Here is a 15,698-nt window from a genome sequence, read left to right as displayed (position 1 = left end):
TAGATATGGACATTCATTGTGAATATGAAACCAACAACCTCTGTGTTTGTCATGAACACGAGCTTAGTGGTTGCTGCTACCTTGCCTATGGCCTTGTTTTCAAGTGCTACGCTCGCGGCTAACACGGCGTCAGCTTCAAATGCTCAACACATTTCAGCACATGACCAAGCAAGCTCGACGCAGCAACTCAATACACTGATTGAGATTGCTTTAAGCGAAGATGGAAATCGCAAACAGTACTTTGCTCAGTCTCAAGCGATACGAGAAACGGGCATTGCCAGCTCGACCTTAATGGACCCGAAATTGAAAGTTGGATTTGGCGGTTTGCCTGTCGATAGCTTTCAATTCGACGAAGACCCGATGACCAATATATCGGTAGGGTTGATGCAGCAGTTTGAGCGTGGCGATACGCTTAACCTCCAACAGAAAAAGGCAGGCCAACAGGCAGATGCTTTAGCTTTGCAGGTGCAAGCAAGAGAATTGACGGTTGCGAATAGCATGACGCAGCTTTGGCTTGAGTTAGGTTATCAGCAAAAGGCTGAGTCGGTGATTCGTCAAAATCGTCGTTTGTTGGTTGAGCTTGAAAACTATGTACAAACCAACTACTCGATTGGTAAAAGTGAAGCGCAAGATCTGCTTAATGCTCAGCTCCAAGTGAGCAAGCTTGATGAGAAACTTCAGGCAAACCAGCAGGTTCAGCGCCGCTTAATCTCTCAGCTTTCTGAATGGTTGGGTTCTGATTGGCTAGGCTCTCAGGTTCTTGATTCTCAGGGCACACTGAATGCAACTAACCAAATCGATTGGTCGTTGTTGGAAAGCAAATTAGCGACCAATATCGATTCAACTAAGCACTACCAGCTACTGACTGACCATCCTTTGGTTAAGATCTCCGATGTCAGTATTTCCTCCAATCAAACTCAGGTTGAGTTAGCCGAGCAAGCTTATACCCCGCAGTTTGGGGTGGAAGTGATGTATGCACACCGTCAAGCCAATAACATGGCGGGTGAACCAGCTTCTGATCTTGTGAGTGCTTATCTGACAGTCGACATCCCGCTGTTTACAGGGAGCCGACAAGATAAAAACTTATCGGCTGCTCAGTATCAAGTTGGTGCGGCTAAATCTCAAAAAGACACCTTACTTTCCCAAATGAACGCGCAAGTCAACGCATTGCTGGTGGACAGATCAAATCTGATCCAGCGATTAGATCGCTATCAAACGTCCTTGCTTCCTCAAACCGCAGCGCGAATCAGCGCGGTTGAGAGGGGCTATCAAAACAATACCGCTCAGTTTAACGATGTCATTTTAGCAACGACCGATGAGCTGGCGCTTAAGTTAGAGCAACAACGTTTGATCACCGATCTCAACATCGTTAACAGCAAACTGGCAGCGTTAGTCAGTGGCTTTGAATACCAAGTAAACCAACCACAACTCAACTCAAGCGCAACTAAACACACAGCCAATCAATAAGGGAATAGACAATGAGTACAGTAAAAGTAGCAACAATCGCTTTATTGGTCGGTGGTGCATTGGGTTTTGGTGTGAACCATTTTCTAATTAATCCAGCACATGACATGTCAGCAATGGCAACGAGTACAGATGCCGAAGTAAGTAAACAGGCCAAGGATGAACCTCTGTATTGGGTGGCTCCGATGGATCCAAATTATCAGCGAGACAAGCCGGGTCAGTCACCTATGGGGATGGATTTAATCCCTGTTTACGCGGATGACTCAAGTGGTGTTAAAGATGAGCCCGGTACCGTGTTCATTGATTCGTCGGTAGAAAATAATCTGGGTGTCAAAACAGCGAAAGTTAAGTTCGAAGCACTATCTCCTCGGATTGAAACCGTGGGTTATGTGGCGTTCGATGAAAGTACATTGTGGCAAACCAACGTAAGAGCAGCTGGTTGGGTTGAGAAGCTTTATATCAATGCTGTCGGTGAGAAGGTGAATAAGGGCGATGTGTTGTTCACACTTTATTCTCCAGAGCTGGTTAAGGCACAAGAAGAGTTACTTAGTGCTTATAAAACGGGTCGCAAAGGGTTGGTCAAGGGATCCACTGAACGCTTGATCACCTTGGGTGTCGATAAAGATCAGATTCGTTCGATCACTCGCCGAGGTAAAGCCTCGCAAACCATAAAAATTAAAGCACCCGCAGATGGCGTTATCGCTAGCCTCAATATTCGTGAGGGTGGTTATCTTTCGCCTGCACAAGCGGTGATCAGTGCAGGCCCATTAGGCGAAGTATGGGTTGATGCTGAGGTGTTTGAGCGTCAAGCGCACTGGATCTCGTCAGGCAGCAATGCAGTGATGACGCTAGATGCCATTCCTGGCAAAGAGTGGTTGGGTAATGTCGATTACGTTTACCCAATCCTTGACCCAAAAACTCGAACTTTGCGCGTTCGTTTGAAGTTCTCCAATCCAAATGGCGAGCTTAAGCCAAATATGTTTGCCAATATTGCGCTGAAACCCATCAGTGATGCAGCTGTTCTTACTATCCCAAGATCTTCGGTGATTCACTCCGGTGGTATGACTCGAGTGGTGATGTCAGAAGGTTCTGGCAAGTATCGCTCTGCTCGTATTGAGGTTGGTCGTGAAGCTGGCGAAAAAATAGAGGTGCTTCAAGGGCTAGAGCAAGGTGAGAACATTGTCACTTCTGCGCACTTCATGTTGGATTCTGAATCGAGCCAATCAGCTGATCTGTCACGCATCAATGGTGTTGAAGAAGAAGCTGAAACCGTATGGGCGAACGGTGAAATTTCCGATGTTATGCAAGGCAGTCGCATGGTGACGATTAACCATCAGCCTGTTCCAGAATGGGATTGGCCGGGCATGGTGATGAATTTCACCTTTGCGGAAGGCTTGGACATGAGTGACGTGCAACGTGGTAAGGCGATTGATTTTGAGATGAGAAAGACAGAGTCAGGGCAGTACGAGGTTGTTGACTACAAGGTCAACAAACACAAGATCGCCGGCGAAATTTGGGTAACGGGTGACATTACAATGTTGATGGCAGATTTTGGCATGATCACCGTAAAACATCAGCCAGTCCCTGAGTGGAATTGGAAAGCAGGTGAAATGAATTTCCAAGCTAGTGATGACCTTGATTTATCGGAGTTTGCCGAGGGTCAAACCATTCGGTTTCTAGTGGCGAAGCAGGGTTCTGATTATGTGCTCAAATCTTTAGAAGTGGGTGAGGGTGAACTATGATCAATGCAATCATTCGCTGGTCTATTAGCAACCGCTTCTTAGTGCTGATTGCTACTGTAGCCATCGTATTTGGCGGCTTATACAGCGTTAAAAATACACCTGTCGATGCCATTCCAGATCTGTCAGATGTTCAGGTGATCATCAAAACCAGTTATCCGGGGCAAGCGCCACAAGTGGTTGAGGATCAGGTGACTTATCCATTGACCACCGCCATGTTAGCCGTACCAGGAGCTGAAACGGTTCGTGGTTACTCGTTTTTTGGTGATTCCTATGTCTATATCATCTTCAATGACGATACTGATATGTACTGGGCGCGTTCACGAGTGTTGGAGTACTTAAGCCAAGTTGCACCTAACTTGCCATCGAGTGCCAAACCAACACTAGGGCCAGATGCAACCGGTGTGGGCTGGGTTTACAGCTACGTGTTGCAAGATAAAACCGGTCAGCACGACTTAGCGGAACTTCGTAGTTTGCAAGATTGGTTCTTGAAGTATGAATTGCAAACCGTAGAAGGCGTGTCTGAAGTGGCGACCGTTGGCGGCATGGTGAAGCAGTACCAAGTACAGATTGATCCTGCCAAGTTACGTGCTTACGACTTAACGCTTCAGCAAGTCAATAAGGCAATCCAAGATGGTAACCAAGAAACCGGTGCGTCTGTTGTTGAGATTGCCGAAGCCGAGCACATGGTTCGTACCACCGGTTACCTGACAAGCATCGAAGATATTCAATCTTTGCCGCTAAAAGTGACCGACAAAGGGACTCCACTGCTGCTCGGCGACATTGCTGACATTAACCTTGGTCCACAAATGCGTCGTGGTATCTCGGAACTCAACGGTGAGGGCGAGGCGGTTGGCGGCGTTATCGTGATGCGCTTTGGTGAAAATGCCAGTGAAGTGATCGACTCGGTCAAATCCAAGCTCGCTGAACTGCAAGCTGGCCTACCTGATGGTGTCGAGATTGTCGCGACTTATGACCGTTCGACTTTGATTGATTCAGCCGTTGAAAACCTTTGGAAGAAGCTGGCTGAAGAGTTCATCGTGGTTGCGATCGTGTGTGCGCTGTTCCTGTTCCATATCCGCTCGTCGTTGGTTATCGCATTAAGCTTACCTGTTGGTATCTTAGGCGCATTCATCGTGATGCATTGGCAGGGTATTAACGCCAACATCATGTCCCTTGGCGGGATCGCGATTGCGATTGGCGCCATGGTGGATGGTGCCATCGTGATGATTGAGAACGTTCATAAACACATTGAAAGGACTCCGCTCACTGACAAAAACCGTTGGCAGGTGATTGGTAAGGCAGCAGAAGAAGTCGGCGCACCGCTGTTCTTCTCTCTGATTATCATTACCTTGAGTTTTGTGCCTGTGTTCGCGCTAGAAGGGCAAGAGGGCAAGATGTTCTCGCCACTTGCGTTTACCAAGACGTATGCGATGGCGGCAGCGGCGGGTTTGGCTATCACGCTTGTGCCTGTGCTAATGGGTTACTTCATTCGCGGCAACGTGCTACCTGAACACAAAAACCCAGTAAACCGCAGCCTAGTAGCGATGTACAAACCGCTTCTGAACCTCAGCCTAAAATATCCAAAGGTGATGATTGTTATCGCACTTGGCTTAATGGCGTCTGCTTATTACCCAACCAGTAAGCTTGGCAGCGAGTTCATCCCTCCTTTGGACGAAGGGGATTTGATGTACATGCCAACCACGTATCCGGGCATCTCAATAGGTAAGGCTCGTGAGTTGTTGCAACAAACCAACAAGCTCATCAAAACCATTCCAGAAGTCGAAACCACGTGGGGCAAAATTGGTCGAGCAGAGACAGCAACCGATCCTGCACCGTTAACCATGATTGAAACCGTGATTCAGCTTAAACCGCGAGAGCAGTGGCGTGACGGTGTCACTACGGAGTCTCTGCGTAAAGAGTTTGATGATCTGATTCAGTTCCCAGGTTTAACCAATGCGTGGGTTATGCCAATCAAAACTCGTATCGACATGTTAGCGACCGGTATCAAAACGCCAATTGGTATCAAAATCGCAGGCCCAGATCTGAGCGTGATTGAGGATATTGGCTCTCAACTTGAACCCATCCTCAACAGCGTGAGTGGTACGGCTTCTGTCTACGCCGAGCGTGTTGCGGGCGGTCGTTATGTGACGATAGACATTAAACGTCGCTCGGCTGCGCGATATGGCTTGAGCATTAAAGAAGTGCAACAGGTTATCTCTACTGCGGTTGGTGGCATGAATGTGGGCGAAACCGTTGAGGGGTTAGAGCGTTATCCAATCAATGTTCGTTATCCACAAAGCTATCGTGATTCTGTCGTTAAGTTGCAGAACCTACCGTTAGTCACACCAAACGGAGCTCGTATCGCTCTATCGGACGTAGCTGATATTCGTTATGAAGATGGCCCTCCGATGATTAAAACGGAGAACGCTCGTCCTAATGGTTGGGTGTTCGTTGATATCGAAGGGCGCGACCTTGGTTCTTACGTGGCAGAGGCGCAAAAAGTCGTCACCGATCAAATCGTCTTGCCTGCTGGTTATTCACTGGCATGGTCTGGTCAATACGAATACATGGAGCGCGCCAAAGACCGTTTAAGTGTCGTTGTGCCAATCACCATCGCCATCATCATGTTGTTGCTCTATCTGAGCTTCCGCCGTGTCGGTGAGGTGATGATGATCATGCTGACATTGCCACTCGCGATGGTTGGCGGCCTATGGCTGATGCATGTCCTCAATTACAACTTCTCCATTGCGGTGGGTGTGGGCTTCATCGCGCTTGCCGGGGTTGCTGTTGAGATAGGTGTGATCATGTTGGTCTACCTAAACCAAGCATGGCACTACAAAAAATTGGATGCGGAGCAGAACCAGCAAGCACTTCAGAGTGAAGACTTAACGGATGCGATCCGTGAGGGCGCAGGACTGCGTGTTCGCCCTGTGATGATGACGGTACTTACGGTGATTATCGGCCTAATTCCAATCATGTATGGCGAGGGTACGGGCTCAGAAGTGATGCAACGAATCGCAGCACCAATGATAGGCGGTATGGCTTCTGCGCTGTTGCTCACCCTATTAGTGTTGCCTGCAATCTTTAAGCTCTGGAAACAGCGAGAGATTACTCAGAGTCAAAACGAGACAAGTAAATAACGCACTGACTATGAAGCCCTTACTTGCGAGACAGGAGTAGGTAAGGGCGCACCACATGAATATGTGAAACTAACATAAAACAGAATTAATCTAAGGAACGACCATGAAAAAGACACTAATTGCTATCGCTCTAACACTGACCACTGCAACGGCTTTTGCTGAAATGGATCACTCAATGATGAAAAATGGAGAGATGGATCATTCAAAAATGAATCACAGCATGATGAAGGGTGGAAAGATGGACCATTCGAAGATGATGAATATGGATGGAATGATGGACATGGAAGGTATGTCAGAAGTTGGGATGCCAGCTCAAGGCGCAAAACCGGATAAAGTGGTTCATGTCCTACTGAGCGATGACATGAAAATCACCTTTAAGAACAAGGTCGATATTGAGCCAAACGACGTAGTGCAGTTTGTTGTGATGAACACAGGCAAGATTGACCACGAATTCTCGATTGGTTCTGCCTCAGAGCAGCTAGATCACCGTGAAATGATGAAAAACATGGGTAATCACGCTCATGACTCGGGCAGCACAGTGACAGTTAAGCCGGGCAAAGCGAAACAGATGCTTTGGCATTTCCATGGTGATAATAACGTAGAGTTCGCGTGCAATATTCCTGGTCACGCTGAAGCGGGTATGGTGAAGTCGTTAACGCTTTAGACGTTAATTAATAGCGCTTTGTTGAATTAGATAATTCAATGGGGGCAAGAAAATTAAAGATAAGTCTTAACTTATGCCCAAAGCGCTTTGCTGAGAGGGATTCGTTGAGGCTTATCTTTATTCATAGTCACTGTAGCAAGATAGAAGTTTCCAGCAGATGGTGAGCTTCGCCGCTCAGATGCGGTAACTCTGACATGATTTTCTTAAGTTTGTCGTCGATCGATTCCACTTCATTCAAAGAACGAAACGCAAGCACGGCCTGTTCTGGTTCGCTGCTCACATAACCTTTCAACGTATTAAGCTGAATTTTGTTCGCATTTTCGACTTTTGACAGTGCGACATTGATTGCTTCGATGTTTATTGTTAACTCATTGCTTTTAAACATTTTTAATTATTTTTGGTTGTTGCTAATGCGCGCACATTAACACAACTGTTTTTTCGGATATTGACCAAGATTATTAAACCCACACTTTTATGAAATCTGAGTTTAATTGAGAAGCACTAGCACAATATCGTTTTGTCTATCCATGCAATTGATTCATGAGCTTGTTCCTTAGTGTTAAACATGACAAGAAATCATAATATTTATTTTTACGAGTCTATTTTTTGCGAATGTTAACTCTCTATTATTGAATCTATTTCGCTAGTTTCCTTGGAGATATGAAACATCTTTAAGGAATAATGATGCAAAAAGGAACGTTATCTCTCGCGGTTGTCATGATTTTATCTTCTGGAGTAACTTATGCAGAAGAGCAGATTAGGAATAGTCACTTTAAAGGCAATATGGATGGTTGGTGGAATGCTGGCGCCAACATAGCAACAGAAAGTAATGAAGCGTGTATTGATATTAAAAACCCAGGGAAAAATTCTTGGGATATTATTTTAGGCCATAGCGGTATTGGCTTAGAGCAAGGTCAGAAATATCAGGTATCGTTCGATGCATATGCAAATATTGATACTGAGATGAAAGCCTTGATCCAACATGAAGGGCCTCCTTATACGCATTATTTTCTAAGTGACGTGGGTGTATCAACAGACAAGCAAAGCTATACGTTTGATTTTGTACAAGCACTTGATAGTGACGCCGATACAGAATTCCAGTTTCAATTAGGCGCACAGAAAACGGGGGTCATCTGTATTGATAACGTTTCTGTTGTAGGTAAGCCATTTGTAAAAGTAGCGACTAAGATGCCAATTCGAGCTAATCAAGTTGGCTTCTTACCTCAATCCGATAAATTTATCTTCGTTGAAAATACGTCGACGACACCTTTGAAATGGACATTAGTATCTCATTCCGGGATCAGCCTTGATCTCGGTAAAACAGAAGTATTCGGTTTGAATAAAGCGTCGGGTGAGCACATTCACCGAGTTAACCTTTCAAAATATACAGACACGATGAAAGGTTTAACGGTCAAGGTCGACGACGATGTCAGCTATCCATTCGATATTCGAAACGATGTTTATAGTAAGTTGAAGCTCGATGCGTTGTCTTACTTCTATCAAAATCGTAGCGGCATTGAAATAAAGCCAGAGTTCGTTCAACGTGAGGATCTTGCGAGGCCCGGTGGCCACATGTCCGATACTGCAACATGCTTTGATAAAGTCGATAGTTGGGGAAATAAATGGCCTGGCTGCGACCTGACGATTGATGCGACTGGTGGTTGGTATGATGCAGGCGATCATGGTAAATATACGGTGAACAGTGGCATCTCAACATGGACACTTCTGAACTTATACGAGCGAAGCCAGTTCCTAGAAAACAAATCGCTTCCTTTTTTAGAGAGCAAAGTAAAAATCCCTGAAGCAACCAATGGCGTTAACCCGCTGTTGTCTGAAGCTCGCTGGAACATAGAGTTCATGTTAGCGATGCAAGTTGATTCTGACACGCCTATCGCCGTTCCTGTTGGTAATCAGTCTGCGAGTAAAAACCTCAAACTTACCGAAATTAACGCGAGAGGGCTGGCATTCCACAAGATCGCAGATGAGTCTTGGACTGGCATGCCATTACCACCGCACAAAGATACTCAGAAACGCTATGTTGGTTACCCTACGACAGCGGCCTCATTGAATTTGGCCGCCATTGGTGCTCAGTGCGCACGTATTTGGAAAGATATCGACAGCGACTTCTCACAGTTATGTTTGGATTCAGCGACCAAAGCATGGAACGCCGCAAATCAACATCAAGATATCTATGCTTACGACAACTTCACCGGTTCTGGGCCGTATGATGATATCGAATTGAGTGATGAGCGATACTGGGCTGCGGCCGAGCTCTTTATCACAACCAATGATGAGGTTTACAAAAAAGTATTGATTGATTCCCCGCACTATCTTGAAGTACCGAAGGGGAACATCAATGCAGATGGTGACATGTATTGGCAGTATATAGCGCCTGCGGGCACCGTGAGTTTAGCCGTGGTACCTAATTCATTAGACAACCAAGTTATTGAACAAGCACGTAAGAACATCATTAAAACGGCAGAATCTTATACCAAGCAAGTTGCCAATGAAGGTTATAACATTCCTTATACCGTCGAAGAGTACTCGTGGGGCTCAAACTCCAACCTTGTAAACCGAAGTATCTTTTTGATTTACGCTCACGATTTTTCTAATGATGTTCGATACATCAAAGCGGCGGCTAGTGCGATGGATTATATCCTCGGAGGTAACCCGATGAATATCTCTTATGTTACTGGTTATGGAACGAAACCTGCTGAGAACCCTCATCATCGATTCTGGGCTTACGCTGCTGATGAAAGTTCACCAAAACCAGCACCGGGCGCGTTAATTGGAGGACCGAACTCTGTAAGCTTTAGTGATCCTATTGCCGCTGTGATGAAAGGCAAGTGTGTTGGACAAACGTGTTACAGCGATAATATTGGAGCTTGGACGTTGAACGAGATAACCATCAACTGGAATGCGCCGCTTGTCTGGGTCGCGTCTGCTTTAGATGAAGGAAAGCTTGATTGAGGTAATCAATTAAATTAAGAATATTCAAAGAGTAATATCATTTGGTATTGCTCTTTTTTAATACAAAAAATCACACAATGAAGTGCGCAGTTTTAGGTTTTGAAGCTAAGAGGAGATGGTGCATCTAAGGGGGTATTGTAACTAAAGAGAATTTGAAACTAAACAGAAGTTGGAGCGTGCAGCGGGAATCGAACCCGCATCATCAGCTTGGAAGGCTGAGGTAATAGCCATTATACGATGCACGCACACTGTCTTAAGAGTAAGACTGAGGCATCAAGAAGACTGGAGCGTACAGCGGGAATCGAACCCGCATCATCAGCTTGGAAGGCTGAGGTAATAGCCATTATACGATGTACGCACATCGTCTTAACGAGTTTGATAATGCCACATCTAACTGAAAACGAAACCTTTTTCTTTCATTTTTATTCTAAGTGCTCGCATAACCACCACTCCGCTAGTTTTTCAATCATATCTGGCGTTTTTAGAGTGAATAAAATGTGACTAAACTCTCGTTAAGCTCACGATTCAAAGTAACATTTGATTTATTATTTTTGGAGAGGTGCGTCGGGTGAATTTATATACGAATACAGAGTGCTATTACCCCACAAACGTAAGCAAAATCTACGACTGTACGTGTTAATACAATCGTGATCTAAGCCGACTATCCAAGTAATTCGATAACAATAGGGATGCATAGATTTAACTTACGAACGATTCGTATTATTCAGTAAACTAATCCCAAATGAGTAGAGTTATAGAGACTTCTAAGCCTTTGCAGAAAAAAGTAACGAGTTCAGTTGATAATTCGCGCAAAAGTCTCGTCATTCCGTCTATCGTTTGGTACATTTGCCGCACATTTTGTCTCCGCTAAAATACCCATGCCTTCTCAGTTCCGAATTAACAAAATTGTTGAAATTGGTGATACTCTTCACCGCAGTGGTTGCGCTCCGTATAAGCTTGAAAAATATACACAATATTATGCTAAAAAGCATGGTGTGGATGTGATGATCCAAGCAACGCCAACCGCGATCAATTATCAGTTTCCAGACGATAACAACGCTGTGATTCTTAAGCGTCTAAAGCCTGCTTCAATTAACCTGAGTTTGTTGGCCAATACGATCATTCGTATTAACCAACCGAGTAGTGAGCCCGTACCAGAGCCTGTCGGTTATTCTAAGTTTGTGACTGCACTTGCCAACATGGGTATTCCGCCTGCGTATTTGATGCTAGTAGGCAGTACGTTGGAAGCGGTTGGCTTTTCTGCGTTACTGGGTTTGATGGTTTGGGTATGCCAGCAAGTTCTTCATTCACGTCGCGCTATCGCGGTTGAGTTCATCTCGGCATTGTTAACGGGTATCTTCGTGGCGTTTTTGGCAAGTACAGGTTTGCCGATCCCTGTGTGGGCATTGTGTATCGCCTCGATTGTCTTGTTTGTCCCCGGGTTATCCATAGCCAACGCATTAGAATGTTTGGCGTTTAATGACTTGGTTTCTGGTACCAGCTTGCTAGGGCAGAGTGCCTTAACCCTGATTAAGCTATTTGTTGGGATTATCATGGGGCTCAATATTGGTGAAGCGATATGGGGACAAGCGGTCTCCATCGACTATACCAATGCGGTACCTATGTGGATGCACATATCTGGCTTGGTGCTGATCTCTGTATCTATCGGTGTGATGTTCAATGCGCGTCCTAAAGACATCTTACTTGGCTTGCCAGTTGCGGTTCTGGGTATGTGGGGGCCGTTCTATCTCGGTTTTGATAGTGGTTGGGTTGTGGGTACTTGGGTAACCACGGTTCTTATTACTTTGTACGGAACTTGGATTGCCAAGAAGATGGAGCTCACAGGCTCTATTTATATCGTGCAAGGGATCATCATTTTGGTTCCGGGTAGCCGCGTGCTGGTGAGTGCCAGTCAGTCTGTGTTCGAGCAGTCTATCTTGCCGATCCCTAGCATCGGTTTATCTGCGTTGTTTATGTTCTCCGCGATTGTGGCAGGGCAAATCACCGCTTACTCGATTTACTCGCCAAAAGTAGAGCGTTAATCCGGTCCGGTTCTCAAATCTTTAAACAAACACAGCTTAATGGCTGTGTTTGTTTGTTTTGGGAGCTGCACATTTCTTCGTTAGATTCATCTTAAAAAATGGTTAGATTTGTGCTCGCTAAGCCCAACAAGAGTCATTAAAATGGACGCAAATTCTATTTAAATGAAGTATTAACGTATGTCTTTACCTCCTTGTCCTCAATGCCAATCTGAATACGTCTACCCAGACCAAAACAACCTAATCTGCCCTGAGTGTGCTTATGAGTGGAACCCAGAAGAAGAGCGTTTAGAAAGAGAAGCCGCGCGTGTTAAGGACGTGAATGGCGTTGTATTGGAAAGTGGCGATAAAGTTACCTTCATTAAAGACCTAAAAATTAAAGGCAGTTCTTCTGTACTAAAAATCGGCACGAAAGCGGTAATCAGACGCATCAATGAAGGCAAAGATCACCAACTAGACTGTAAGCTTGATGGTGGCGGTGAAATGCTTGTGACAGCTAAATACGTTAAGAAACAATAGAGGCCAATGGTATTGGTCTATCATTGCCGTTCAATAATTCTGACTGGGACATTGTCGTAAATCTTCAATGAATTTACGTCGCTTCTTGGCATACTGGTTCGCAGTTTAAACAACATTAATTGCCTGAGAATTAAGATGATTAGAGAGTACATCCCAACTGATATTGAAGCCGTTTTAGATATTTGGTTAACCGCCTCGATAAAGGCCCATGATTTTGTGGCTCCTGAGTTTTGGGAGTCGCAAGTAGCTAATATGCGCGACCTATATATTCCGGCATCAACAACTTACGTGTATCAAGTAGACGGTGAGGTTCGTGGCTTTTATTCGCTTTATGAAGGGATCTTAGCGGCGATCTTTGTCAGTACAGAACATCAAGGCAGTGGTATTGGTAAGCAACTTATCCAACACGCGAAGCTTGAATGTCCGAACTTGTCTTTAAATGTATATAAAGAAAACCAAGCGACGATTCAGTTCTACTTGTCCCAAGGATTTTCTATTGTGAGTGAACAAGTTGATGAACATACAGTGCATCAAGAATACACCATGCACTTAGCTTAGGCTTGATAGCTAAACCCGAAAGAGCAGTAACTAGGAATCGAAACTATATGGACATGGTCAAAGCTGATATTTCACACTCAAGTGCCTTTCATCACTATGTGAATGCTTGCTCTGAGGATGGGTTAGATATTTACACAGGTGTTTCAGACAGTAGTGATGCGTATTTAAAAAGGCGAGTCGCTTATTCAAAAGGTGAGTGCCTGCCAGAAGGGTGGACGCCTGCTTCTACGTATTTTTGTATCGACTCTGGTCAAATCCTTGGTGTAGTAAGAGTTCGTCACGGCACCAGTGAATACATTCATAACGTTATCGGGCACATCGGCTACGAGACTTTGCCACAAGCTAGAGGGCAAGGTATCGCAAGTCATATGTTGTCTTGGGTTCAGCGTTATGTACTTGTAGAAAGTGCTATTATTACCTGTGACTGCAACAATATTGCTTCGCAAAAAGTGATTGAGAAGTGCGGTGGGCAGTTCTTAAATACCTTTTACTCAGAGCAAGATCAGCAAGAGGTTTTGCGTTATCAGCTAGACCCAAAATGAACACTAAAGCATGGCACTTGCTTATGTTCGCTTACTTTCCGTTAGTGAGATTTTATTAAATAGAAGCCACCATTGATGGTGGTTTCTTTGGTTATAGTTCATCGATTATTGTTGGAGGTATTTTGAAGTATTCGACAAGACCCGCTCAGTCATCAGATTATGAATTTCTGTTCGAGCTAAAAAAGGCGGCTGAATTTGAGCCAATCAAAGCTGTTTTTGGCTGGGATGAACAAGTTCAACGAGATATACACGCCAAAGAGTGGGCAGAAGAAAGGCCTAAAATCATAGAATATCAAGGCAAAACAATTGGTAGTGTACTGCTTCAAAATAAAGGCAGTCACTTCTACTTTTGCCGATTCTTTTTGCTGCCTGAATATCATGGCAAGGGTGTTGGTAGTAAGGTTCTCACCGATTGTTTAGCTCACGCAGATAAGCTCAGTAAGCCAGTTGAGTTGTGTTATCTGCAAGGTAATCGAGTTGGAGAGCTGTACTTAAGATTTGGCTTTGAAATCACCTCGCAAAACGACCAGTTTGTATATATGTGGCGTAAATAGACATTCATTCAAAATGATCACACCGTGTCTGTAACTTGATAGGCACCTGACACCCATCTAACGTAAAACCACGTAAAGCTCCCTATGCTTGATGACTAAGCGATTACACTTAGAACAGATTAAGCATAAGGGAGTGTGCAGTGAATTATTACCCGACTTCAAAAATCGTGGGTGAACAAAGGTTTGGTTTTGGACCGAGGTTAGCTCAAACAGCCTATTATTCGCCTTTAGAACAGTTGGATAAAAAGCCATTCGTTCACCAAGCTATTCAAGCTTTACCGACCACTGAATCTATCCTGATAACCGTCGGTGAGAATCGTGAACAGCGAAAGAAAGCCAAGGGTGATGAGCAAAAGATGCAAGTTATGAAGAAAGAGGCACAGTCTTTTCTTCGCACTCATTACCGACAACAAGCCCAAGCTCGCCATCTACAAAGTGTCGAAACTCCATATGGGTTTCAAGAACGTATTATTCAGTTTTGGAGTAATCACTTCGCCATCTCGGTCGATAATCGAAAGTTGATGCCCTTAGCCGCAAGCATAGAAAATGATGCAATTCGTAAGCATTGGAACGGAAACTTTGGTGATATGTTGATGGCTTCTTCAAAGCATCCGGCCATGCTTCTTTATCTGGATAACCAACTCTCTATCGGGCCGAATTCAAAAGTCGGTAAGCGCCGTGACAAAGGGCTTAATGAAAACCTCGCTCGTGAAATTCTAGAACTCCATACCCTAGGCGTTGATGGTTCCTATACCCAACAAGACGTGATTGCATTATCAAAAGCGATTTCGGGATGGGGTATTAAATTCCAATCTCCAAACGTCGGTTTTCGATTTGCTAATAACCTCCACGAGCCAGGCAGTATCACCTTACTTGGAAAATCCTACTCCCAACATGGTGTCTCGCAAGGGGAGTCGTGTTTACAAACCTTAGCGACTCACAAAGACACAGCTCAGCATTTGGTCCACAAGCTTTGCCAGCATTTTATTGGTGATACGCCTGAAGAACTCTCAGAACAAATGGTCGCGACATATTTAAAAGGTGAGGGTGATTTACTGCCTGTTTATCGCTTGTTATTGGGGAGCATCGAGGCAAACGAACCCAAGCCCAATCGGTTCAGACCACCTAAAGAGTGGCTATTTGCCGTGCTTCGCAGTGCTGACATTCCACTTAACGATAAGCAAGCACTGAATACTCTTAACACATTAGGCCAACCACCTTTTAAACCGGGTTCACCGGCAGGATGGTCGGATCAAGACAGAGATTACAATAGCCCTTCGGCATTGACTCAACGTATGCAAGTCGCTAATAGGCTCGCCTCAATCGCGATAAAATCGGCTAGGGCATCTGGTACAAAACCAAAGGCAGTAGTAGATAACGTGGTCGCAGCTTTATATGGCGATGCGATTGATGAGCATACTCAAATTGTTTTGAGCAAAGCCGACAGTGCTGCAATGCAACTTTCCCTGTTGTGGTTAAGCCCACAGTTTCAATATCGTTAGGAGT

12 protein-coding genes and 2 tRNA genes are annotated in these 15,698 nt (G+C 44.8%); 11 read left to right on the top strand and 3 right to left on the bottom strand.

Annotated features, from left to right (window positions below; translation table 11 throughout):
* Positions 1-24 precede the first annotated feature (24 nt).
* The 4 genes from AACW75_RS06755 (at position 25) to copI (ending at position 7,010) form a co-directional block, all read left to right on the top strand.
* Positions 25-1,467 (top strand): TolC family protein, encoded by a 1,443-nt coding sequence (locus tag AACW75_RS06755; protein ID WP_145570818.1) that lies wholly within the window; start codon positions 25-27, stop codon positions 1,465-1,467.
* Positions 1,468-1,478: 11 nt separating this feature from the next.
* Complete coding sequence (locus AACW75_RS06750; protein ID WP_145570699.1) at positions 1,479-3,206, top strand: efflux RND transporter periplasmic adaptor subunit; 1,728 nt, start codon at positions 1,479-1,481, stop codon at positions 3,204-3,206.
* Complete coding sequence (locus AACW75_RS06745; RefSeq protein ID WP_145570701.1) at positions 3,203-6,346, top strand: efflux RND transporter permease subunit; 3,144 nt, start codon at positions 3,203-3,205, stop codon at positions 6,344-6,346. The genes AACW75_RS06750 and AACW75_RS06745 overlap by 4 nt, the downstream gene beginning before the upstream one ends.
* Positions 6,347-6,449: 103 nt before the next feature.
* Positions 6,450-7,010, top strand: coding sequence for a copper-resistant cuproprotein CopI (gene copI, locus AACW75_RS06740; RefSeq protein ID WP_145570703.1), 561 nt, complete (start codon positions 6,450-6,452; stop codon positions 7,008-7,010).
* Positions 7,011-7,137: 127 nt separating this feature from the next.
* Here copI and AACW75_RS06735 read toward each other — a convergent pair whose 3' ends face one another.
* Entirely contained in the window at positions 7,138-7,395 is a 258-nt protein-coding gene (locus AACW75_RS06735) for a hypothetical protein (RefSeq protein WP_016788617.1), read from the bottom strand.
* 299 nt (positions 7,396-7,694) lie between these two features.
* On the opposite strand from AACW75_RS06735, the gene AACW75_RS06730 reads away from it, so the two are divergent.
* Entirely contained in the window at positions 7,695-9,980 is a 2,286-nt protein-coding gene (locus AACW75_RS06730) for a glycoside hydrolase family 9 protein (protein ID WP_145570819.1), read from the top strand.
* Positions 9,981-10,150: 170 nt separating this feature from the next.
* Here the strand turns inward: AACW75_RS06730 and AACW75_RS06725 are convergent.
* A tRNA-Gly gene (locus tag AACW75_RS06725) sits at positions 10,151-10,225 on the bottom strand.
* A 38-nt stretch (positions 10,226-10,263) separates the two neighbouring features.
* A tRNA-Gly gene (locus tag AACW75_RS06720) sits at positions 10,264-10,338 on the bottom strand.
* A 520-nt stretch (positions 10,339-10,858) separates the two neighbouring features.
* On the opposite strand from AACW75_RS06720, the gene AACW75_RS06715 reads away from it, so the two are divergent.
* From AACW75_RS06715 to AACW75_RS06690, 6 genes are all read left to right on the top strand, one after another.
* A complete protein-coding gene (locus AACW75_RS06715) occupies positions 10,859-12,022 on the top strand; it encodes a threonine/serine exporter family protein (protein WP_017058966.1) in 1,164 nt (387 codons plus the stop codon).
* A gap of 177 nt (positions 12,023-12,199) precedes the next feature.
* Positions 12,200-12,538 carry a zinc ribbon domain-containing protein YjdM gene (locus tag AACW75_RS06710; protein ID WP_004731484.1) on the top strand — a complete coding sequence of 113 codons (339 nt, stop codon included), beginning with the start codon at positions 12,200-12,202 and terminating at the stop codon, positions 12,536-12,538.
* Between the two features lie 135 nt (positions 12,539-12,673).
* Positions 12,674-13,096: an N-acetyltransferase gene (locus tag AACW75_RS06705; protein WP_145570705.1), complete on the top strand. Its 423-nt coding sequence runs from the start codon at positions 12,674-12,676 to the stop codon at positions 13,094-13,096.
* A 47-nt stretch (positions 13,097-13,143) separates the two neighbouring features.
* On the top strand, positions 13,144-13,638 hold the full coding sequence (locus AACW75_RS06700; protein ID WP_145570707.1) for a GNAT family N-acetyltransferase: 495 nt from the start codon (positions 13,144-13,146) through the stop codon (positions 13,636-13,638).
* A gap of 122 nt (positions 13,639-13,760) precedes the next feature.
* Complete coding sequence (locus AACW75_RS06695; RefSeq protein WP_145570709.1) at positions 13,761-14,192, top strand: GNAT family N-acetyltransferase; 432 nt, start codon at positions 13,761-13,763, stop codon at positions 14,190-14,192.
* A gap of 140 nt (positions 14,193-14,332) precedes the next feature.
* Complete coding sequence (locus AACW75_RS06690) at positions 14,333-15,694, top strand: DUF1800 domain-containing protein (RefSeq protein ID WP_145570711.1); 1,362 nt, start codon at positions 14,333-14,335, stop codon at positions 15,692-15,694.
* The last annotated feature ends 4 nt before the right edge of the window (positions 15,695-15,698 follow it).

It is taken from the genome of Vibrio sp. L3-7, from assembly GCF_963898195.1.
Classification (GTDB): Bacteria; Pseudomonadota; Gammaproteobacteria; order Enterobacterales; family Vibrionaceae; genus Vibrio; species Vibrio echinoideorum.
This window is presented reverse-complemented; position numbering and strand designations above follow the sequence as displayed.